Annotated in this window: 21 protein-coding genes; 16 read left to right on the plus strand and 5 right to left on the minus strand. The window is 62.7% G+C overall.

From position 1 onward, the window contains the following. From OKA04_RS23505 to OKA04_RS23520, 4 genes are read left to right on the plus strand one after another with little or no spacing between them, the layout of a single operon-like run. Positions 1-531: a hypothetical protein gene (locus tag OKA04_RS23505; protein WP_264503676.1), complete on the plus strand. Its 531-nt coding sequence runs from the start codon at positions 1-3 to the stop codon at positions 529-531. Between the two features lie 2 nt (positions 532-533). Next, positions 534-2,864, plus strand: a complete 2,331-nt coding sequence (locus OKA04_RS23510; RefSeq protein WP_264503677.1) for a pectate lyase family protein — start codon at positions 534-536, stop codon at positions 2,862-2,864. A 20-nt stretch (positions 2,865-2,884) separates the two neighbouring features. Then, positions 2,885-5,392: a hypothetical protein gene (locus tag OKA04_RS23515; protein WP_264503678.1), complete on the plus strand. Its 2,508-nt coding sequence runs from the start codon at positions 2,885-2,887 to the stop codon at positions 5,390-5,392. Next, positions 5,389-8,046, plus strand: coding sequence for a hypothetical protein (locus tag OKA04_RS23520; RefSeq protein ID WP_264503679.1), 2,658 nt, complete (start codon positions 5,389-5,391; stop codon positions 8,044-8,046). The genes OKA04_RS23515 and OKA04_RS23520 overlap by 4 nt, the downstream gene beginning before the upstream one ends. Before the next feature lie 11 nt (positions 8,047-8,057). Here OKA04_RS23520 and OKA04_RS23525 read toward each other — a convergent pair whose 3' ends face one another. Next, positions 8,058-8,639, minus strand: a complete 582-nt coding sequence (locus tag OKA04_RS23525) for a hypothetical protein (protein WP_264503680.1) — start codon at positions 8,637-8,639, stop codon at positions 8,058-8,060. A gap of 533 nt (positions 8,640-9,172) precedes the next feature. Here OKA04_RS23525 and OKA04_RS23530 point away from each other — a divergent pair. After that, entirely contained in the window at positions 9,173-9,412 is a 240-nt protein-coding gene (locus OKA04_RS23530) for a hypothetical protein (RefSeq protein WP_264503681.1), read from the plus strand. Here OKA04_RS23530 and OKA04_RS23535 read toward each other — a convergent pair. Then, positions 9,409-10,605 carry a tyrosine-type recombinase/integrase gene (locus tag OKA04_RS23535; protein WP_264503682.1) on the minus strand — a complete coding sequence of 399 codons (1,197 nt, stop codon included), beginning with the start codon at positions 10,603-10,605 and terminating at the stop codon, positions 9,409-9,411. The two genes, OKA04_RS23530 and OKA04_RS23535, sit on opposite strands and share 4 nt — an antisense overlap. Before the next feature lie 488 nt (positions 10,606-11,093). On the opposite strand from OKA04_RS23535, the gene OKA04_RS23540 reads away from it, so the two are divergent. The 7 genes from OKA04_RS23540 (at position 11,094) to OKA04_RS23570 (ending at position 16,125) form a co-directional block, all read left to right on the plus strand. Beyond that, positions 11,094-11,597: a hypothetical protein gene (locus tag OKA04_RS23540; RefSeq protein WP_264503683.1), complete on the plus strand. Its 504-nt coding sequence runs from the start codon at positions 11,094-11,096 to the stop codon at positions 11,595-11,597. Between the two features lie 424 nt (positions 11,598-12,021). Beyond that, complete coding sequence (locus OKA04_RS23545) at positions 12,022-12,387, plus strand: hypothetical protein (protein ID WP_264503684.1); 366 nt, start codon at positions 12,022-12,024, stop codon at positions 12,385-12,387. Between the two features lie 135 nt (positions 12,388-12,522). Further along, positions 12,523-12,933 carry a hypothetical protein gene (locus OKA04_RS23550; protein ID WP_264503685.1) on the plus strand — a complete coding sequence of 137 codons (411 nt, stop codon included), beginning with the start codon at positions 12,523-12,525 and terminating at the stop codon, positions 12,931-12,933. Positions 12,934-13,072: 139 nt separating this feature from the next. Beyond that, the gene (locus OKA04_RS23555) at positions 13,073-13,426 is read left to right on the plus strand and encodes a hypothetical protein (protein ID WP_264503686.1); all 354 of its coding nucleotides are present in this window, start codon (positions 13,073-13,075) and stop codon (positions 13,424-13,426) included. A 65-nt stretch (positions 13,427-13,491) separates the two neighbouring features. Then, entirely contained in the window at positions 13,492-14,190 is a 699-nt protein-coding gene (locus tag OKA04_RS23560) for a hypothetical protein (RefSeq protein WP_264503687.1), read from the plus strand. A gap of 88 nt (positions 14,191-14,278) precedes the next feature. Beyond that, positions 14,279-14,902 (plus strand): 3-keto-disaccharide hydrolase, encoded by a 624-nt coding sequence (locus tag OKA04_RS23565; protein ID WP_264503688.1) that lies wholly within the window; start codon positions 14,279-14,281, stop codon positions 14,900-14,902. Between the two features lie 113 nt (positions 14,903-15,015). Next, complete coding sequence (locus OKA04_RS23570; protein WP_264503689.1) at positions 15,016-16,125, plus strand: aldo/keto reductase; 1,110 nt, start codon at positions 15,016-15,018, stop codon at positions 16,123-16,125. A gap of 425 nt (positions 16,126-16,550) precedes the next feature. Here the strand turns inward: OKA04_RS23570 and OKA04_RS23575 are convergent, their stop codons facing one another. Beyond that, on the minus strand, positions 16,551-17,615 hold the full coding sequence (locus OKA04_RS23575; RefSeq protein ID WP_264503690.1) for a 3-deoxy-7-phosphoheptulonate synthase: 1,065 nt from the start codon (positions 17,613-17,615) through the stop codon (positions 16,551-16,553). A gap of 170 nt (positions 17,616-17,785) precedes the next feature. On the opposite strand from OKA04_RS23575, the gene OKA04_RS23580 reads away from it, so the two are divergent. The 4 genes from OKA04_RS23580 to OKA04_RS23595 all read left to right on the plus strand — a co-directional run bounded on the left by OKA04_RS23580 (position 17,786) and on the right by OKA04_RS23595 (position 20,265). Next, positions 17,786-18,514, plus strand: coding sequence for a TlyA family RNA methyltransferase (locus OKA04_RS23580; RefSeq protein ID WP_264503691.1), 729 nt, complete (start codon positions 17,786-17,788; stop codon positions 18,512-18,514). A gap of 54 nt (positions 18,515-18,568) precedes the next feature. Beyond that, positions 18,569-18,826: an addiction module protein gene (locus OKA04_RS23585; protein WP_264503692.1), complete on the plus strand. Its 258-nt coding sequence runs from the start codon at positions 18,569-18,571 to the stop codon at positions 18,824-18,826. A 14-nt stretch (positions 18,827-18,840) separates the two neighbouring features. Further along, positions 18,841-19,167, plus strand: coding sequence for a type II toxin-antitoxin system RelE/ParE family toxin (locus tag OKA04_RS23590; protein WP_264503693.1), 327 nt, complete (start codon positions 18,841-18,843; stop codon positions 19,165-19,167). A 285-nt stretch (positions 19,168-19,452) separates the two neighbouring features. After that, on the plus strand, positions 19,453-20,265 hold the full coding sequence (locus OKA04_RS23595; protein WP_264503694.1) for a tetratricopeptide repeat protein: 813 nt from the start codon (positions 19,453-19,455) through the stop codon (positions 20,263-20,265). A gap of 49 nt (positions 20,266-20,314) precedes the next feature. Here OKA04_RS23595 and hisH read toward each other — a convergent pair whose 3' ends face one another. Next, on the minus strand, positions 20,315-20,941 hold the full coding sequence (gene hisH / locus OKA04_RS23600; RefSeq protein WP_264503695.1) for an imidazole glycerol phosphate synthase subunit HisH: 627 nt from the start codon (positions 20,939-20,941) through the stop codon (positions 20,315-20,317). Then, complete coding sequence (gene hisB, locus OKA04_RS23605; RefSeq protein ID WP_264503696.1) at positions 20,938-21,528, minus strand: imidazoleglycerol-phosphate dehydratase HisB; 591 nt, start codon at positions 21,526-21,528, stop codon at positions 20,938-20,940. The genes hisH and hisB overlap by 4 nt, the downstream gene beginning before the upstream one ends. Between the last annotated feature and the right edge of the window lie 5 nt (positions 21,529-21,533).

The following is a 21,533-nucleotide window of genomic DNA, read 5'->3' on the forward strand; positions in this document are numbered from 1 at the left end:
ATGGACCTATGGGATTCCCCGGTGAGAGTCATGTGGGACCCGGGCGGGGTGAGACTCGTCCTGGTGCCCTATGGCGCGCCGATGTGGGAGCCCGTGAAGGTGGACGGCCGTCAGGAGGTGCAGGTGACCGCCCCGGTGCGAGCCAAGGGCGTGGTGAACCTGCCGCGGGGCAACGAGTCCCATGCAATCGCTTTCGCACTCGCACGGGTGAAGGCCTCGCCGCTGGCCGCGGTGGAGGCGAATTTCACCGACGCGCTGCAGCTTCCCCGCGGGAAAGCCGACGTGCTGCTGTCCTTCGCCGGAGGCCGGCAATTCCGCGTGAAGAATTGCGCGGTGCAGAGCTGGCCTCACGACCATGAGGACCACGTCTGCCGCCAGCGGGTGAGCATCTTGGGCGGCGAGATCACGCTCGATGCCGGGAGCTACGTGGAGGGGCCGGTCTGGGGCGAGGTGCCGCCCGAGTCGCTGGGCACCGAGGACGGCGAATACCTCGTGACCGAGGATGGGGAAATCATCACCGACGAATCATGATCATGAAGAAGCTACTACTTTCATCGTATCTGGCCCTTGCCGCGCTCGCGGCGGGCCAGACCAAGATTTCCGAACTGCCGGCGCTGACCGGCGCGGGTGCCGCTGCTACCGACGTGTTGCCGATCGTGGACGTGTCCGCAGGTGCCGCAGGCTCGAAGAAGATCACGCTGGCCGAACTCTTCAGCGCGCCGGTGCCGTGGAACGGGGACCTGATCTCCGCGGCGAAGGGTGGCACCGGAGTGAACAACAGCGGGCGGACGATCACGCTGGGCGGGAACCTCGTCACCAGCGGGGCGAATGCGCTCACGCTCACGACGACCGGCGCGACGAACGTGACGCTGCCGACGACCGGGACGCTGGCGACGCAGGCGGCGGTGGACGGCAAGGCCAACACGATCGATGTCACCAAGGCCCCCTACAATGCGGTCGGGGACGGGATGCGCACGGACAACGTGGCGATCACCTCCGGCGCCGCGGTGCTAACGAGCGCGTCGGGAGTCTTCACTCCCTACTACGTCGGCAAATACATCAGGGTCGAAAATGCCGGGCCTGGAGGCGCGGACCTGATCACGACCATCGCCAGCTATCAATCGGCCACGCAGGTGACGCTGGCCGCCAATGCCGGGACCACGGTGCTCACGGGCGCGGCCCGCTCGGCCTTTTTCGGCACGAACAACACGGCGTCGATCCAAGCCGCGCTCGATGACGCCTACAACTCCGGTGTGGTGCGCGAGGTGTATGTGCCGCCGGGCATCTTCCTCGCGAACGTGCGGCAACGTAGCCATGTGAGGCTTGCCGGCTGCTACCGCGCCAACCTCCTGCACGGGCTGCCGACGATGGACTACCTGGCGTCGCGCCAATTGCTGCCGACGGCAATGATGCCAGCGGTCGCCACGCTGCCGGTGATCTACGGGGATGTGACCAATGGGGGAGTGTTCGGTGCGCAGATTGTCGGCATCTCGGTGGTCGGCTCGGTGAAAAGGACCGGCTACGGGATCAAGCTTGGTGAGGACTATGGCGTGTCCGGAGAATACTTCGGCAACATCCGGACGCTCATCCACCACTGCAACACGGACGGTTTCAATATCGGGATTGCGTCAAGCAACGCGGTGGATGGTGAGATCTCGCACTGCTGGTCAAATGACTGCAACATCGCCTTCCAGATCTGGAGGCATGACGGAGTGCTGATCCGCAACTGCAGTTCCACCACGGCCATCACCACCTTCAAGGTCGGCGGCTCGAAGAATGTGGTCCTCCAGAACGGGAACTTCAACTACATGACGACCGTCGTCGAGATGTCCGATAGCCAGCTCTCGGTGGGCACCATCAACGTCGAGGACCTGACCGGGAACTGTTTCGTCATGAAGCAGACGGGCGACGAGGTTCACCTGTCGGTCGATTACGTCAAGGGCCTGCGCGCGACCACCGGGGTGCTGGTGCGGAACGAGATCCCGGAGGCGACCAAGCACCAGACCTCGGTCCGCATCAATTCAAGCGCCGGGTTCGCGATCTTCGATACCGCGAACACACAGATCCCGATCGCTCTGGGCGGTCTCAACCGCATCCGACGGTACACCGACAACACTTTCGCCACCTTGAGCCGCACCGAGAAGGTGCGGCGGGTCTATGCGAGCCTGCGGGACATGGAGGATGGCACGGTGATCAAGGATGAGTTCATCTCGCGGCAGGCGGCGTCCCCTTACTGCGAGCTGGGGTGGATCCTGACCGGGGTTTCCGGAACGGCGAGCCTCGCCGCCGGAAACAACCCGATCAATCCCGGGATGGTGCGCATCGCCTCCGGCAACAACACGTCGACCAACGTCGGTCGCCTGGCACTCGCGTCCGCACAGCTCCAGCCGCCCAACCAGAAATACTGGCGGATGCGGTGGAAGTTCAATCTGGAGCTCCAGACGGCGGCCGTCTTTCGGATGGGGATCTACTCGCTGGAATCCGCGGTCAAGCCGCAGAACGGCGTGGGGATCCGGGTGGACACGTCCGGCACCCCGGACACGACCGTGAAGCTGGAGCTGATCAGCGGCGGGACCTCGGTGTATGTGATCGATACCACGGTGCCGATCGCGTCGATCTCCGCGAACTCGGAGGTGACGATCCAGAGGACCAAGGAGGGAATTTCCTGCCTCCTTTGCAACTACCAAGGTGTGCCCTACGCGCCCGAGGTGTGGTTCACTCCGACGGGCCCCAATCCGCTGCCGTCGTGGGCGGTCTACATGTCGCCGGCGGTCTACAGCGGGGTCTCAGCCACATCGTTTTACGCTTACTCGCTGAGCAGCTTCGAGCTCGTTGAGTATCCCATCGGGGCGGAGTGGGAGTGATCATCTAACAGCTTTCACGCATGGCATCCGGCAATGACAAGGACCTGAAGATCGGGATCACGGCGGACACGTCGGGAGCCGAGGCGGCGAAGCGTGCGCTGGACGACCTGAAGGAGACGGCCGGGAAGTCCGGCAAGGAGACCGCGGACGCGACGCGGAGCGTGACCGACGCGCTCAAGGAGGTGGAGGAGGCGGCGAAGGATGCCGGTAAGGCGGTCGATGCGCTGGCCGATACCGAGAAGAAGGGAGCGGAGGAATCGACCCGCGCGCTGGAGGAGAAGCTGGACGTCACCGAAGCGGTGGCCAAGGCCGAGCGCGCGCTGATGGAGATCGAGAGCCAGCAGGCCCAGGTGAGGGAGCTGCGGGCCAACGCGAACAAGAAGGACGCGGACTCGCTGCGGATGCTGACGGACCAGCTCAATGCGTCCGAAGCCGCGATCCGCAGCAACATTGACCTCGCGCGGAGAAACCCGACGCAGGGGGGGCTGAACGCGCTGCTCGGTGCGGAGGACATCGCCGTCGGCAACCGCGGGGACCTGCAGAAGGTCATCAACGGGCTTTCGGAAAGCAATATCAACCCGATGGCCATGCCCCTGGAGGTCATGAACCGGGTGCAGGAGGGAGCGGAGGCGACCAACAAGGCCGCGGAAGCCGTGGAGAACCTTGCCGGGGCGCAGAAGGAACTCGCCCATGTCTCCGCGGATGCCGCCGACGAGCTGGCGGCCTACAACCTCGCCTTTGACGATGCGCGGGTAGGCGGGGCGAGCGACGAGGAAGCCCAGCGGGCCGGCCGTGAGGCGGTCGAGATGATCCGCCTGCGCACCAGTGCGACCGGCGAGCTGGGCGAGCAGCAGAAGAAAACGAAGAAGGAAACCGAGGATCTCAACAACGAGACGAAGGCCTTCAGCGAGGAATCCCGGCAGATGCGCACGCTGCTGATCGGGCAGGGTCTCGACATGGCGGCACAGGGTCTCGGCCAGCTTGCGGCCGGGCTCAAGGAAGCGTCGCAGGAGCTGCGCGAGGTCAACCCCGAGTTGGCCGAGAATGCGGAGCAAGCGGCCAAGGTGACCAACGGGCTGAGCGCGGTGGCCAGCGGGGCCGCGGCGGGGATGCTGACCTTCGGACCCATCGGTGCGGCCGTGGGCGCGACCATCGGCTTGCTCGGACAAATGGCCCGCGCCTGGCTCGACATGGAGATCGATGCCGCGAAGGCGAACGAGAAGATCAACGACGACCTCGAGCGGATGCGCGACCGGCTGGCGGACGTGGCGATCGAGCGTGCACGGGTAGCCAATGACAAGCACCGCGAGGCGCTGGAGAAGGACGCGGAGAGCTACCGCAAGGTCAACGTCGAGGTCGAGAAGACGATCCGGCTCGAGAAGGCCCGCCGCGATGCGAACAACGCGGTGGCGGATGCTAAGGACCGGGCGGATCTGGCGGCCATCGACGCTGATGAGTCGATTCCGGAAGCCGAGAAGATCAAGCGCCGGGCGGAGATCCGCGAGCGGGGAGAGGCCCGCCGGACGGGAGAAGAGCTGCAGAACCTGGCCGACCGGAACCGTCAGGCGGATGCGGATGCCGAGACGAAGGCCATGGCGGCGCGCTTTGCCAACACCGCCTCCCGGGATGCGGAGGACGATGTGGCCAATGCCGAAGCCGAGAAGCAAAGGCTGCTGGGCCGGGTGGCGACCCGCAATGACCTGCAATCCGCAGAAGCAGCGGCGCAGAGGGCACAGCAGGAATTCGAGACTGCTGATCGGAAGGAGACCAGCGCACACCGGGCCATCCGGGGAGTTATCTCCCCCTTTTCCGATCTCGGCCCATCAGAAAGGGATCAGGCGGCGGCGAGACTCCAGGAGGCGCTGCAGAACGTCGAAAATCTCAGGACCAGTGGCAACGTGGCCACCGAGGCGGAGGTGCTGGATCTGAAGATACTCGAGGAAACGATCCCCGGTCTGAAGAATACGGCGGCGGATCTGAAAGAGAAAGCCGCCGCGGCGGTGGAGGCTTCCAATGCGGAAGCCCGGAATCGGGACGAGACGAAGCAACTGAGCGCCATCGAGCGGCAGGGCATCGTGGGCGCGGCCCCGCTGGACCAGCAGGCGCGGGCGACCGCGACGGCGAGCCAGGTGACCCGCGCGAACGAGCGCGCGGCGGAAGAAGCCCGCCGTGCCGAAGACCGGCAGAGGAGGGAGGAGGAGCAGGAGGCGCGGCGCGTGCAAGCGGAAGAACGGCGCGTGGCCGGGATTGGCCGGCAGGCGGAGGGCCGGAGCGAGACGATCGCGAAGTCGATCCTCAAGGACATGCCGAGGGCCGCGAAGGCGATCGAGGAAGCGGGGGATGCGGTGGAGGCCGATCCCTCGGCGGAGACCTTCGACAAACTGATCAAGATGCTGGAGATCGTGAAGGAGAAGCTGAAGAACGACGCGAAAAGGCAATTCGAATTCGGCCAGGGCATCGAGGACCTGACCCGCTGGAGGGGCGAGGCGCTCCGCACGAACGACATCCCCCACGGAAACAACCGATGAGCACGAACTGGGCAATCAACGGGCAATCCCTGGCGGCGCTGGGGCTGGAATTTGCAGGCGGGACCTTCAACACCGGCACGGCGTCGATCATGACGCTGCGGCGGGTGGCGGACATGGACGAGGCCGACGTGCTGGCATGGGGCGCGGCGGTGACGCTGACGCGGGACGGAGTGCCCTTTTTCCAAGGCAAGGTGGATTCCCTGCCGACCAGTGCCACGGGCACGTCGGAGGGGCAGGACATCGAGATCGTGGACGCGTGGCAGGAGCTGGAGCAGACGACCTACAAGGAGTCATGGGGCGCGGGAGCGGGAAGCGTGATGCTGCCCGTGGCCATCCTCGGTCGCCGGGCGAACGGCAGCGCGTGCACGGATGCGGAGCAGATCCGGGAGGCGGTGGACTACGCCGCCAGCGTGGGCGTGGCGATCCAGATGGGCAGTGTACCGGCCGGACTGCCGCTGTGGCAGACGGAGGTGCGGAACATCACCGTGGCGGAGGTGATCCGGGTCTCGCTGCGCTTCCACCCGGACTGGGTGCCGTGGATCGATCACAGCACCACGCCGCCGACGCTGAACATCACCGCGAGGTCGGCCATGGCCACGCGCACGATCGACATCGCCGGCGGTGAGGTGGAGAGCGTGAAGATCCGGCGCCGCGACGACCTGAAGCCGGATGCGGTGCAGATCCTCTACCTGAATGCGACCATCATCGACGGCACCACCTTCCGCGACTGGATCGAGGACCGCTTCCCCGAGGCGGGGCCGTCCGCGGGCCCGAGGGTGATTTCCAACGTCATCGAGCTGGCCGGCGCGCAGATGCAATTCCAGAAGCAGCGCGTGCAGACGCGTCCGCTGCCGGGCAACCACGGCGAGATGCGGACGTGGCTGGAGGCGAAGTATCCCCAGCTCAAGGCACTGCCGCCGGGAGACTGGATCGTGCGGCAGACGGCGGAGGTAACGCTGATCCCCCCGGAGGAGGATGAGAAGCTGCCCGCGCCAATCAATCCCCGGGCCCGGCGAATCACCGTGACCGAGGTGGAGGACCTGCCGCGCGAGCTCGTGGCCGGCTCGATCGAGGACTGGATGCGGCGGAAGACCGGCATGGTGCACGTGCCCTTCAAGGTGCATATCAACCCGGCGGCCAGCGCGGCCTCGAAGAAGATCCTCGAGCCGCTGGCGTCGATGGAGGGGCTGTCCGTGCGGGCCACGAATGCCATCACCAAGATCTACAAGGGCATCACCCAGTGGGTGGACGGGGAGACGGCCCCGGCGGGCATCGCCGAGGCGGTCTACAACAGCCTGTCAGCGTACCAGTTCGAGGGCAGCATCACGACCGTTTCCGAGGACGTGAGCGCCCTGCGTTTCCACGGGTGCAAGATCAGCGTGGCCGGCGGCAAGGCCGAGTGGGCGGGCATGGGTGCGATGGTGCATTCCGTGAGCTTCGATATTGCCAAGGGCGCGATGACCATCGGGCTGGGCCCGGCCCCCTTCGCCGCGGCGCAGGACATCATGGACCTGAAGCGGATGCTGCGCGGCCGTGGCGTGACGTGGATGAGCGAGGCGGAGCGCACGTCGAACGAGCTCGGCGCGGAGGGCGAGCCGGGCAGCAAGGGCGACACCGTGACCGGCTTCGACATCCCGGAGACCCAGCCGGACTACGTGGCGGGGATCCGCTACTCCTCGACCATCGCGCCGGCGAACATCCGGCACGACGGCAGCGGGTGGAAGGTGACTTTCACGTCCGCGAAGCTGTGGGAGCACTCTCTCAAGAACATTGGCAAGCCGCACGACATCGCGGCAGGATCCGGCGTGCTGAGCGCGACCCCGCCGCCCGAGCTGCCGCTGAGCAACGGGGCGAACGAGGTGTGGCTGAAATACCAGCTCGACCCGCTCGGCGAGGTCTCCGACGGCGTGGCGCTGACCATCGGCGCGCAGCCGTCACCGACCCAACTGCAGCCCAAGCGCCCGAACGGGGGCAACGTGCCCGGCGTGGTGACCCAGAAGATCGGCACCATCACCGTGACCGATGCGAACACCGCCCCGACGTGGCGGCCGGAATGCACGTCCACGAAGGTGGATCATATGCTGCCGGTGATCGAGGATGCTGACGCCGACGGCCAGTCGCTCTATCACGAGTGGGGGGACGGTAAGGACAAGTTCAAGATGGTCCGGAACGCGGATCCTGACCCGGCCACGAGCGAGGAGTCATCGGATGGCGAACCGATCCTGAATGAGGAGCCTGCACCCTACTCCAAGAACATCATTTTTGCACGGATCGCGCAGCGCGCGACCGATCCGCAGGTCAAGGTGAAGTCGGTGGGATCGGGCCCGAAGCGGAAACTGGTGCTGGAAGGAAACAGCATCGACGCCGCCCTTTCCGGCTATATCAAGAACCTCAACATCAAGGATGGCATGTTCCTCTCCGCCGAGGCAGATGATGGCCCACATGTGGGAGGGTGGTGGGGGACAGTCACATGGGTTTTCCTTTCCATGGGATCACCCAGCGACTACAACTCATTGAAGCTTCGGTGGGAAGCTGGTCGGCTTGTGAATGTCTACCTCGCGCTTTCGGAGAGCCCGGAAGTAGAGCAACCAGGGACGGAAGAGGTGCAAGGCAACGTCTACTGGAACTCCATGGACAGCTACGTCCCTTCATAGCCCTAATGTGATCACTCGTAGGCGAACCTCTCGAACGGCTTCTGGCTCGCGGACACCGCGGTCCAGATGGTCGTTCCGGCGGGCCTCATGCCGATAACGTAGCCCTTGTATTCCGGCTTCTCCTTGAGCTTCCACTCTTTGAATTCCATCTCGAAATCCACCGAGCCGTCCGCGCTCAGTTTCTTGGTCTCCTTGGCGTAGACGGCAATTTTGCCGCTCTTCGGGGCTAGCCAGAAGACGGTGACCTCGAAATCGCGGGCGTGAACCTTCGACAAGGTGGCCTGCACCTTCCGGATATCGTAGTCGGACTTCTTCTTCTCATTGCTGCTGAGGGAGACCGTCCGTGCCAGCATCTCGGGCTCCGGCCACACCTCCGCCTTGGTGATGTATTCCTGATCGGCCTCCGACAGCTCGGCGACCTTCAGGGTCACGCGCTTGGCGTTCTTGAGCAGCACGACGGCCGTCTTGTCGGTCTTTTCCACCAGGGTTCCCTCGATCTTCCGGCCCTTGGCATCGGTCCAGGTGCGCGGGGACTCCGCCGCGCCGGCGGCCACGGAGAGGAGCAGGGACAGGGCGAGGAGGGCGGATTTCATGGGCGAGGCAGATAGCATGTCCACCAGGGCAGTCCAATCCTAAACGAGCGGGCGGGGATACCTACGCGTATTAGTTATTGTGGCCTGTCAGATAGTTATGTTAATCCCGCGGCGATGAAATTCCTCCCCTTGATTTGTCTCGTCCTCGGCAGTTGTGCCGCTCCGCTGGCCCGCACCACCACGCAGGTCTCTTCCTGCTGCAGCGATCACTCCAGTGCATCGTGCTCCCCGACGGGCACCTGCACCGCGTGCAAGAACTGTAGCTCCTGCAAGCACTGCAAAGCAGGCGGCACGTGCAGCGTCTGCCGCTGAGCCGACCCCGCTTCCCACCGGCGAACCTGTAAGCCAGCCTTACAGGTTCGCCTTTTTTGTGCCCGGCTTGACGGACCGGGTAACGTGTTCGGGTGAACAATGCTCCCCCATTGGTCTGGAGAACGGCGGAGGCGCGGCACGGGCCCGCGTGGATCGGCACTTCCGACGGCGGCTTGCCGGCGGGGTGGCGCGTGACCGTGCGGGGATTTTCCGAGGGTGGAATGACGGCCGCCATCGAGGCCGGATGGTATGAGGGACGGATCTACACGCACCACCTCGACTTCGGGATCGAGCTGCAGACCCGCCGGGGGCGATGGCTCCCGGACTCCCACAGGCTGGCCCAGCGCTGGCTGTGGCGGGTGCGAAGGTCGCTGAATGCCGGCATGGCCCCGCCCGGAGCCGCGGGACTCACCCTCGCCCGGGTGGATGAGATCCTGGTGCGGTGGCAGAAGCCGCCCTAACCATCGGTCCCGGTGAGATCCGGCAGCACGGTGATGGCCTTGCGGAGCGCCTCGTCGTGGTGGGTGTAGCGGGCGTGGTCGCGCTCGCTGCTGTGGCCGGTGAGAGCCTTCCGCACGTCGGCATGGATATCCGCCTCGGCCAACCAGGTATTGAAGGTGTGCCGGAGCGAGTGGAAGGACCGGACCGCCGAGATGCCACCGGGAAGGGTGATCTTGTCCGGGACGCCGGCGCTTTTCATGATGCGCTTGAACGTGGTGGCGAGGGTGCCGGACGTTCTTTCCCGGAGGCCCGGGAAAAAATGGCCCTGCTTTCCCTCCACCCAAGCGATGAGTGGCGGAGTGAGAGGGATGCGGATCGTCTTGCGGGTGCGCTTTGTTTTCTTAGGCCGGATCACCAGATCGGTGCCCTCGATGTGCTCGCGCCCGAGGTGGGACACGTCCGTGAGGCGGAGGCCGGTGTGTGCCCCGAAAAGGATCATGCCGGCCCACTCCGCGGACGTCTTCTCGTGATCGAGCATGGCCCGCACCTCGGTAGCAGTGAAGGGCGACCTCTCCACGCTGTCGCTTTCGGGAAGGGGGCGGACATCTGCGGCGGCGTTCGAGACCGCGAGATTATCCCTCACCGCGGCGGAGAGAGCCCGCCGTAGAGCCCGGAGGTCGAGATTGGCTGTCGCGGCCTTGATGGTGCGGGAGGTCCGCTGGACCTTCAGCGTGACGATCTTCCGGAGGGCCGCCTCGACCTGCTGAGGGGTGAGGTCGCCGACCGGGGCCTTGGCGACCTTCGGAGGGAAGGCCGCGATGAAATGACGGGCCATGTCGGCGTAGCCGGTCGCCGTGGAAGTCGAGACCCGCGACGCCTGGGCCGCCGCCCAAGACGTGAGTTGGTCGGCAAGCGATACGACCTTGAAGTTCGGGTTCGCGAGCTTCCGGATCTCCGCCAGCATTTCCTCGGCTTTTGCCGTGGTCAGGGCACCCTTGTTGGCAGCTATGGCCGCGGCATCCAAGATGCGCTGCATGGGAGGGGCTAGCTCTTCCACCCCCTTGCGCTTCTTCCTGTCCTTCGCCTCGTATTCTGCGGCGATCGATGCGGCCTCCCGCTTCTTGTCGGTGCCGGTGGACTTGGAGACCCGCTTGCCGGTGTGGTCAAACCAGCGAGCCCACCAGAGCTTGCCGCGCTTGTATAGAGTGGCCATGTGGACAGCATTGTGAACACGCACGTCCCGCCTTCAAGCGCCAAGGTGTCCACAGTGGTGTAAATCGTTGTGAGCCAGTGCGGACGGCCTATAGGTCGTAGGTTCGATCCCTACCGCCGGAGCCAATAAAGGCCTCTGAGCAGAGTAGCTCGGAGGCCTTTTCCTTTTGTGTCCGGGGTGTGGCGAAACGTGGCTAGCGCGCTCAAGATTGGCTGCTGGAGCAGCGCATCGGTCCGCTTGCGGGGCACACTGTCCAAGATCGCAAAAGATAGAGGAAGTTGGCCGTTTGAGTGAAGGTAGCTGGCACCGAGGCGGATGCTCAGCCCTCCGTCGCTACCGCCTGGATTGACAGTCAGTGGCTCCTCTCTAAGCCTTTTCAAGAAAGCCCGTCTTTTCGGAGTATTAGATATCCGGTTCCGGGTCTGCTGATAAACACCGTTCGCTAAAGAATGAGAATTCTCTTTCCGCCTCTGCTTGTGTCATCCGCCTTGGCCGTCGCAGACGAGTTAACGCCGATTCCGGCAACGGAAATCGGGCACAAGTGCATCTTGATCGGCAAGTCTGGTGCCGAACTTGGGACAAAAATTCAGGTGGTTGGCGTAATCGTTGTCAGGCATCCACACACCGGGCTCGAGATCATGCTGGAGCAAGTCGATCAAAAACCGGTTGGAGAGAATATCTATCTTGAGATCAAAGGTGGTCCGTTTGGTGAAAATGATGTAGGGAAGCGGGTTCGTGTAGTTGGTCATGAAGTGGGTGAGCTTCGTCAAATTCCGCTCCTCAATCAGGTGGACCGTAGCAAGATTGGAAACATGGGTTGCCACTTGAGCTTCATGATTACCGAAGCTCTTGATCCGAAGAAGCCAACAGGGAGCAATTCGACGAATCCCCAGAGTACACAAGGCGGCGCTGGACAACCCGTTGCCCGCCCCGAGTCGGATTCGCAGGGTAGCCAAAAACCTCAACCAGAGTCGGAGCAACTCGCCCGGTAGCGAGAACTAAGCCTACGCTAATCGTCTATGGGTGTAATCGATGCAATACGTATCGCGATGCCGGGAGGGCCGTGGGGCGAATTTGATATTACTGTGAAGCAGTCGCGGGAGGACCTCTCTGGCTCAAGTGGGGGCAATGATTTCCAGGCCGGTCGACATCGTCCGCCTTGCTGCTTCATGCGGTTCCCGAGTATGCAAACGAGAGCACTGAGCGGCGATGGTCCTGCCCAACCTTGGTCACATCGAAATGATCAATTGTCGGACGATGGCCGCGATGCAAACGGATCGTTTCGTCGTCGCACATGGAGGGCTGCAATCATCTCCAAGATGCCCATCTCAGTATAATCAACTGGATTGGTGGCAGCCTGCGAGTAGCGTGTGAGTCTGAAGTTGCCCTGAGCCTGCTCACGCCAAAGAGAATTCCATGATGAAGCTACAGGACATTCTAAAGCTCCTGCCTGAAGGATGGGAGGCCTCGTATAAATCCATCGGTGATGAGTCCGCGCGCGAAGTGGAATTCAGATCGCCGCGTGGGGACTTCTACATGGGTGACACTCTTACCGGATCACCAGAGATGCTGACACTGACCGGGAATCTACGTGCGCGGATTTCAATTGGGGCCGCAAAAGCCGTGGGAGAAGACGATCTTATTCAAATCGCTCCAGCAAACGGTATCGCGACTCTCAAGGGACAGTGGGAGGTCGAGCTATACAAAACGCCGGAACAGGGGCTCGCGTGGCAACCCGCTTTCCAGCCGCGGATCGGAGATGGAAACCCGATGAGATGGTGAGCTTTCCCTGAATTGCCGTCGGACAAAGACAGAAGTTCCAGATGGCAGGGGGTCAGAGTTTACAGATCGGCTTGAAAATTAGAAATGCTCTTCTCGATGGTTCAAATGACTGGCCTCTCGACAGGATTATCCAAGATGTTCGACGTGCTTGCAAAGGCCTTCAGGTATAACATCTTCGATGAGTTCGTAGAGAATGGCGGGGTGAGGTTGGATGAGTTTCCGATAGAGTTTCTTTGGGAGGAGAGAGCTCAGAAGTTCTTCGTGGATAATCTCACGATCAACTATCGAGTTTGGGTTGTGGGACAAGAGGACGCGATCGTCATCGCTGATTGGAAAAGGAGGAGGACGACGAGGATCTTGATCAGGGAAATTTCACGGAATCCCCATGTCCTGAGTCACCGAAGCAAAATCCATCGCTTCTGGGCCAAGCACAATCAGCCGTTCCTTTACGGAGGGCTGAGGGTCGGCTTCGGCTGTAAGGGAAATCGCTACATCTCGGAGCACCCGGAATACCAAGCTGTGAGGCGGGAATGCGGCGGGACCTGAAAGATGGTCCGCTTGGGGACGGGGGTGCACGCGACAATCTCCGGGAGGATGGAGGTGCGTAACTTCCTCATCGACCAACTCCGATCGATGCCAGATCCTCAGTCCAAGGCACCAATCCCAGCTCATCGTGAGAGGCCGAATGATGGAGATCCAAAATCAGGCGATCACCGGGGCGAACGCCTCGAAGGTGGTTTCTGTTTTCACCGGCATCTACTGGGCCTTGGAGGGGCCTCTTCTGTTGGCTGACTGCCTGACTGGAGGCTGGTTTTCGAAGGGCGGGTGGTGGGTGGCTATCATGCTCTTCACGGGAACGTGTGGAACGGCTTTCTGGGCAATGCTGGCGTTGCCTTTGATCCGATCTCTACGAGCTGGAAAATCGCCCCGGGGAGTGCGTGGTCTGGGCCGGATGGTCTGGTGTTTCAGCACCCTGCCCATGGTGATGATTTGCCTCGGCCTGCTCTGTGTGCTGGTTTATTTCCGAATGACGGAATAGGGGAGATGTTTGGAAGGATCATCTCCGTCCCATGCCGAAACCGTCGGATCCTTCTATCTCTCAAAATGAAGCCGCTTTGGATTTGTTTGCTGACGTTCGTGATAGCGCTATGCAGCTGCGAGCGGAAGGAACTGGAAACCGCGCCTCAAGGTGCAGGCGAGGTAAAGTCGCAAGGCGGAGTTTCGCTGGAGGAGCGTCGAACGCGGACCCGTGACCTCCATGCGCGCGCGGGAGCTGACCAGAGTGTCTACGATTCTCAAGAGTGGTTCGAGGTGATGGATGACCACGGACCAGCCTACAAGGCGCAGTTGATCGAGTGCATCCGGGAGGCCGAGTCGATCACCATCACGGAGCATTCCGACCGCGTTGATTTTTATGAGCCAGGTGGACCGTTGCAGCAAAACCCACCTATCTTTGAGTATCGAACCATCGTATTAACCGAAAACCAGAAATATGCTTTCCTGCGGGCGGTGGAGGAGATGGAGGCTGCCACCGAGTATGGTTCCAATCGATGTGGCTTTGAGGCCCATCACCGGCTGACTTTCCTCAGAGACGGACAGAATGTCTCCAGCATCAGCATTTGCTTCAAATGTGGCGAAGCTCTGTGGAGCCAAACGGAGTTCACCGAGCCGAAAGGCCTGATGGACGTTCTCCGCTCAGCCGTTGAGGGCGCCGGGCTGGAGCCTGAGCGCGATTGGCGCGCCTTGGCGAAAGCCTGGAAGAAACAGGCTGGCAACCCCGAGGGGGCCGGAGCGTCAGATTGAGGTCCGGAAGCTTCGGCCCCGTGAAAAATTCCGGGATTGAGTCTGTGGGGAAAGGGGATGGAATGGGGAGTCGTATCCCGATTTCCCAATGATCAGAAAACTACTCCCGGCTGTTGCCGCTACCGCTTTGATTTTCACCGCTTCCGGCGAGCCGGAGAAGGTCGAGGAGGGATTCGTGTCCCTTTTCGATGGCAAGACCCTCGATGGCTGGAAGGTGGGCGGCGAGGCGAATGCGATCCGCGTGGAGGACGGCGCGATCGTGGCCAATGGCCCGTGCACGCACGCCTACTACGTGGGCAAGGACGGCAAGGCGAAGTTCAAGGACTTCGAGCTGCGCGCGGACATCATGACAAAGCCGAATTCGAACGGCGGCCTCTACATCCACACCGAATACCAGCCCTCCGGCTGGCCGACCGCGAAGGGCTACGAGGTGCAGATCAACAACACCCAGTCCGATTGGCGGAAGTCCGGCGGCCTCTACGGGGTGGTGGATAACAAGGAGCCCTTCGAGGACAACAAGTGGATGAAGTACGTGATCCGCGTCGAGAAGGGCAAGGTCACGGTGTCCATCAATGGCAAGGAGCTGGTCAACTACACGGCGGAGGAAGGGAAGAGCAAGCTGCAGAAGGACGGCGGTACCTTCGCCATCCAGGCCCACGACCCGGGCAGCACGACGCTGCACAAGAACATCCGCGTGAAGACGCTGGATTGATCGATCCGACCGAGAGATCCGTTTCACGGCGCGGGTTCGCATGACTCATGGGAATCCGCGCAGTTTTTGAGAGCCGGTTGACCGTTGCGGCCCGGCACTTTAGGAATTTACCCATGGACTTGACCCCGACCGCCTACGGCACCTGGAGCGCCGGCCGCTTCATGCACTTCGGCGACACGCTGCCTGAAGATCGCTTCCTCTCCTGCATCCAGACTGCCTGGGATGCGGGGATCCGCACGTTCGTCACCGCCGACGTTTACGGGAATGGCAAGGCGGACGAGCTGCTGGGCCAAGCACTGGCGGACAAGCCGCGCGAGGAATACTGCCTGGTGGGCATGCTCGGCCACGATTTCTACGAGGGCCAGCGGCAGGGACCGCGGGGCTATCCGCGCTTCACGGAGCTGCACCAGCCGGGGAAATTCCGCGATTACCTGCGGCAGTCCTGCGAGAAGTCGCTGGAGCGCTGCCGCACGGACCGCTTCGACCTGCTGATGCTGCACAATCCGGACGAAATCGGCTACACGAGCGACGCGGTGTGGGACGGCCTGCGTGCGCTGAAGGCGGAGGGGCTGGCCGAGCGTTTGGGCCTCGCGCCGGGACCGGCGAATGGTTTCACGCTGGACCTGATCGACTGCATCGAGCGCCGCGGTGCGGACATCGACTGGATGATGCTCATTCTCAATCCGCTCGAGCCCTGGCCATCCTGCCACGTGCTGCCGGTGTGTGAGAAGCACGGCATCAAGGTGCTGACGCGCGTGGCCGACTACGGCGGACTTTTCCACGGCGACATGAAGCCGGGGCACGTTTTCAAGCCCGGCGACCACCGCGCGTATCGTGCGGAGGGCTGGGTGGAGCACGGGCTGGAGAAGATCGAGAAGATGAAGCCGGTCGCCGAGAAGCACGGGCTTTCGCTGATCCAGTTCGCGTCAGTCTGGAATCTGAGCCAGCCGGCGGTGCAGAGCGTGGTGCCGACCTTCATCCAAGAGGCGAGCGAGGGCGCGCGCACGATTGAGCAGCAGATCGAGGATTTCGCGGCATTGCCGGATGTCCGCCTCAGCGCGGAGGAGTCCGAGCTTGTCCGGCAGATCGGCGACAATACCGGCTGCATGACGCTGAAGGGCGCGAGCAAGCGACATCAGGTCAGCGAGCGCCCGGACGAGTGGCCGATGCGCGAGGACCTGCTGGAGCTGGCAGGCCGGCATGGTCTGGGGACGGAGTGGTGATGTCCGTTTCTCTTGGTCGAGCCTTCCGAAGGGGAAGGCTCGATGACTTTTGTAGCTTTCGTAGCTGAACGACTGCGTCGTTCAGGCTGGGTGGGGTCCGCCCTATGAAGTGCATCCGATGAAGCTACGTGGCGATTTTTCCTCGCCCCTCGCCTTGCCTGACGGACAGCCCAAAGATGACTCGCGGGCGGCGATTTCCAGCGGCACGCGAGAAGCAGGAAAGGCGCAGCCCTTCCTCTACGAGGATATCTCGTAGCGAAACGACTGCGTCGTTTCGGCTGGGGGAGGCGTGAAGATGCTCCCCGGCATGATTCGCCTACTTGTGGATCGTCCTGAGGTGACTCGCGGGCGGCGATTTTTGGCGGTCCGCGAGAAGCAGGAAGGGCGCAGCCCTTCCGCTACGTGGGCCCTTCCGCCACGTGGGGTCAGAGAGCCCGGCGGGCGCGCACGGCGGCTGCGAATTTCTCGAGCACCGCCACGGTGTCGTCCCAGCCGATGCAGGCGTCCGTGACGGACTGGCCGCGGGTGAGCTTCGTGAGATCCGGGACGAGCTTCTGGTTTCCCTCGACGAGATTCGACTCGACCATGGTCGCGACGACGGCCTTCGAGCCTTCCTCGATCTGCTTGCAGAGGGCATTCGCGACCAGAGGCTGGTTGCGGTAGTCCTTCATGGAGTTGCCGTGCGAGCAGTCGATCATCACGTGTGGCGGCAGGCCTTGCTCGTTGAGCATCTTCACGACCTCGGTGACGGCTTCCGCCTCGTAGTTCGGGCCGGACTTCCCGCCGCGCAGGATGATGTGGCAGGTGTCATTCCCCGTGGTGGAGACGATGGCGGAGACGCCTTGCTTCGTGACGGAGAGGAAGTGGTGCGGGCGCGAGGACGACTGGATGGCGTCGAGCGCGATCTGGATGGAGCCGCCGGTGCCGTTCTTGAAGCCGACCGGCATGGAGAGGCCGGAGGCGAGCTCGCGGTGGATCTGGCTCTCGGTGGTGCGCGCGCCGATGGCTCCCCAGACGATCAGGTCGGCGATGTATTGCGGAGAGATGGTGTCGAGGAATTCGGTGCCGGCGGGGATGCCGAGATTTGCCAGCTCCAACAGCAGGCCGCGGGCGACGCGCAGGCCGTGATTGATATCGAATGAATCGTCGAGCTTCGGATCGTTGATCAGGCCCTTCCAGCCCACGGTGGTGCGCGGCTTTTCGAAATACACGCGCATCACGACGAAGACGTCGTCCTTTAGGCGCTCGGCCTCCGCCTTGAGCTTCTTGCCGTATTCGATCGCCGCCTCAGGGTCGTGGATCGAGCAGGGGCCGACGATGACCAGCAGGCGGTCGTCCTCGCCCTTCAGGATGGCCTCGCACTGGGCGCGGGCAGCAGAGACGAGTTCCGAGGCTTCTTCCGACACCGGCAGGAAATAGTTCAGGATCGCCGGTGAAATGAGCGGATTCAGGCCGGAAATACGGAGGTCGTCGGTGCGGTGGCGGGTCACGCGCGGGAGGAAAGGGGAAGTCGCCGCCGGGAGCAAGTAGCGAGTGGAGAGCGGCTTGAAGAGAAAACGGAACCGCTAGGACGCCAGGTTCGCCAAGAAGAGGGGACAAATCGGCTTTCCAGACTTGGCGATCTTGTCGTCTTGGCGGTGAATCGCTTTCCGCTGCCGAAATGAAGAAAGAACGAGCCGATGCCCTGCTGGTCGCCCGCGGCCTGTGCGAGTCCCGTGAACAGGCGAAGCGCCTCATTCTTGCCGGGGAGGTGCGCAGCGGCGACCGGATGGTGGACAAGCCGAGCACGAAATTTCCCGAAGACGCGCCTCTGGAAGTGAAGGAGAAGCCGAAATACGTCGGCCGGGGCGGCTTGAAGATGGAGGGAGCTCTGGCGTCCTTCGGCATTTCCCCGGAAGGCTGGACCTGTCTCGATATTGGCGCGTCCACCGGGGGCTTCACCGATTGCCTGCTGCAGCATGGCGCGGCGAAGGTCCACGCCATCGACGTGGGGACGAACCAACTCGCCTACAAGCTGCGGACCGATCCGCGAGTCGTGGTGAAGGAGCAATTCAATGCGCGGGGTCTGGAAGTCTCCACGCTGGGGGAAAAGGTCCGGATGATCGTGATGGACCTGTCATTCATCTCGCTGACGAAGATCCTCCCGGCCGCGTTCGGGGTGCTGGAGGAGGGAGGGTGCATCGTGTGCCTCATCAAGCCGCAATTCGAGCTCGAGCGGGAAGACATCGGGAAGGGTGGAATTGTCCGCGATCCCGCGCTGCACGACCGGGCGGTGGAAAAGATCCGGATCTTCGTGACGGAAGAGCTGGGCCGTGAATGGAAGGGCCTGATCGACTCGCCGATCACCGGCACCGATGGGAACCGGGAGTTCCTGGCATGGCTGGGGTAATACTGCAAAGGTCCGCACTTGCTGCGACCCGCCGATCGATCTAGACTTCAGCCAATGCCAGCGACCGCAGAGCAGCTTTACAGGGATGCCCTCACGCTTTCGCCGGAGGCGCGGGCTGATCTTACGGACCGTCTTGTTGCGAGTTCCGCAGAGGCAATTGTTTCTGACATCGAGGAGGCGCATCTTGCCGAGGTTCGCCGCCGCATTGCAGGCGTGGGTACTGGCGAGCATAGGCTGATCGAGGGGCAGCAGGTCCTTTCTGCTGGCCGGGCTTTCCTTGGAAGTCTCATCGAGAATGGCTCGGGCCGTTAAGATCGTTCCTGCGCGTGGCAATCGATTTCAAGTTCGCTGAAGCGGCTGAGCGTGAATATCTCGACGCGGTCCGGTATTACTCTGGAACGGCGAGCGATCTGGAGGTGGCGGTAAGATTTTTGGCTGCCGTGGAGGACGCCATCGCTACGATTTGCGCTGCTCCATTAGTCTGGCGCATTGTCGACAAGCCGGACGTGCGCAGGTATGTTCTCCGCCGCTTTCCTTATGTGATTTACTACCGATTTCGAACGGATTCGCAGACGGTGGAAATCTACGCCGTCATGCACACCAGCCGGAAGCCGGATTACTGGCGGAATAGGAATGGGCCGGCAGGCGGGTGAAGATCCGGGAGGTTCTTTCCTCACCGGCACCGATGGGAACCGGGAGTTCCTGACGTGGCTGGGGTAGGTCGGGAGAGCTTGCGTGAAGGGCTTCCGGTGGGGTAGGGTGTCGGGATGATGCTCGCGAAGCTTTTCGTCTGTCTGGTGGTGCTTGTCCCGGGGACCGGTCTCGCTTGCCTGAACAAAGGAGGCGGTGGCACGACGATTGACGGGCGGTCAGGTCATGGTCATCGGCATGTGGTCACGGTGCTAGAGCGTGCCCGATCCGAGACGGCCGAGGAGAGAATGAAGCAGATCGACCGGCGCTCCCATTCTGGCGTTGAAGATGAGCCTTTCGCGGCTGAAGAATCGAAAGGGGTCGAATCAGTCATCGAAGGCCGCTATCAGGAAGCACTCGCGATTTTCCAGAAGATCGAGTCGGAGCATCCGGGGCACTACAATACCGCGGCAAATCTGGGGACGACTTACGAACTGCTGGGGGAGAACGAAGAGGCCTTGAAGTGGATCGGCGAGGGTGTCCGGCGCAATCCGGAAGCCCACGGCGGCACCGAGTGGCTGCATCTGGCGATACTGGAGGCGAAGGTGAAGCTAAAGAAGGATCCCGCCTATCTGACCCACTCTCACATCATCGATGTGCCTGAGAACCTCAGGGGAGATTCCAAGATCGAGGTGCAGGGGAAGAGCTACCCGCTATTCCAGGTCTTCAATGCCTTGGAATATCAGCTTCATGAGCGCCTTTATTTCGTTCGGACACCGGACCCGGTGGTGGCGGATCTGTTGTTCTCCTTCAGCCAGCTCGAGGCGAGGATCTTCACCTTGGAATCCGCTGTAGGGATGCTGGAGATGGCAAGGTCTTACGGGTATCCGGATGCGGAGGCACTGGATGCGAAGATCGAGGAATACCAGTCGGTGATGATGTTCCGGAAGATCAAGGTCGCGGCATGGATCGCCGCGGCGGTGCTTGGCTTCGTATCTTTCCTGGTCTTCGCCTACCGCAAGAAGTGGTTCTTCCTCAGCGGTGAAGCCTACAGGAGGCACCTGGAGGAAAAGGAGAGGCTCCGGAACGAGGACTCGATGTCCGGTGCGGGCCTAGCCTGAGGGATGACATCGGATCTCCCGCTGAACCCGGGAGATCCGTATCGCGAAATCAGCTCTCCATCGGCACTCCCACTTCGAGGAATGTACCGAGCAGCTTGAGGCCGGCCTGCTGGCTTTTCTCCGGGTGGAACTGGGTGGCGACGACGGCTCCGGAGCGGATGGCGCTGGCGAAGGTCTCACCATACTCCGTGGTCATCGCGATGATGTTCTCGTTCTCCGGCACGGGGAAGTAGGAGTGGACGAAGTAGAAGAAGGGCTCGTCGCCGAGGCCTTCCCACATCGGGTCTGCAAGGTTCACCGGCGGCGCGGAGTTCCAGCCCATGTGAGGGATCTTGCGACCGTCCTCGGTGAAGCGCTGGACCTTGCCGCGGAAGACGCCGAGGCCTGAGACGCCGGGGGCTTCCACGCTTTCTTCAAAGAGGATCTGGTAGCCGAGGCAGATGCCGAAATAGGGCCTGTTCGACGCGACCCAATCGCGGATCGGGCCAGTGAGGCCGCGCTTTTCCAGCTCCGCCATGCAGTCGCCGAAGGCACCGACGCCGGGGAGAATCAGGTGAGTGATGCCCTCCATCTGGTCCGCGGAGGAGACGAGGAAATACTCCACGCCCAGTGCCGAGACGGCATTGGCGACGCTGCGCAGGTTGCCCGCGCCGTAATCAATGATGCCGACCCTCACAGTGCCTCCTTCGTGCTGGGGATTCCCTTCACGCGCGGGTCGCGTTCGCAGGCGTCGCGCAGCGCGCGGGCCAGGCCCTTGAAGATCGCCTCGGCGATGTGGTGGCCGTCGCGGCCGTAGAGCAGTTCCACGTGAATGTTTGCGCGCAGGTTCGACGCCAGCGCGCGGCAGAATTCCTCCACCAGCGTGAAGGGGAGATTCGGGGCCGACGGGGTATTCAGCGGTGCGCGGAACTCGAGGTGAGGGCGGTTGCTGAGATCGACCACCACACGGGCGAGCGTCTCGTCCATCGGCAGGTAGCAGCAGCCGTAGCGGCGGATGCCGCGCTTGTCGCCCAGCGCTTCCCGCATCGCTTCCCCCAGCGTGATGCCGGTGTCCTCCACGGTGTGGTGGGAGTCGACTTCCAGATCGCCCTTCGCGTCGATGTTCAGGTCGAAGAGCCCGTGCCGCGAGAACAGCGTGAGCATGTGATCGAAGAAAGCGATGCCGGTGGAAATGGTGGACGTGCCATCTCCATCGAGGTCGATGGTCAGGTCGATCTGGGTCTCCGCCGTCTGGCGGTTCTGGTGGGAAGTGCGGGCGAACATGGGAA

Source organism: Luteolibacter flavescens (genome assembly GCF_025950085.1).
GTDB classification, from domain to species: domain Bacteria; phylum Verrucomicrobiota; class Verrucomicrobiia; order Verrucomicrobiales; family Akkermansiaceae; genus Haloferula; species Haloferula flavescens.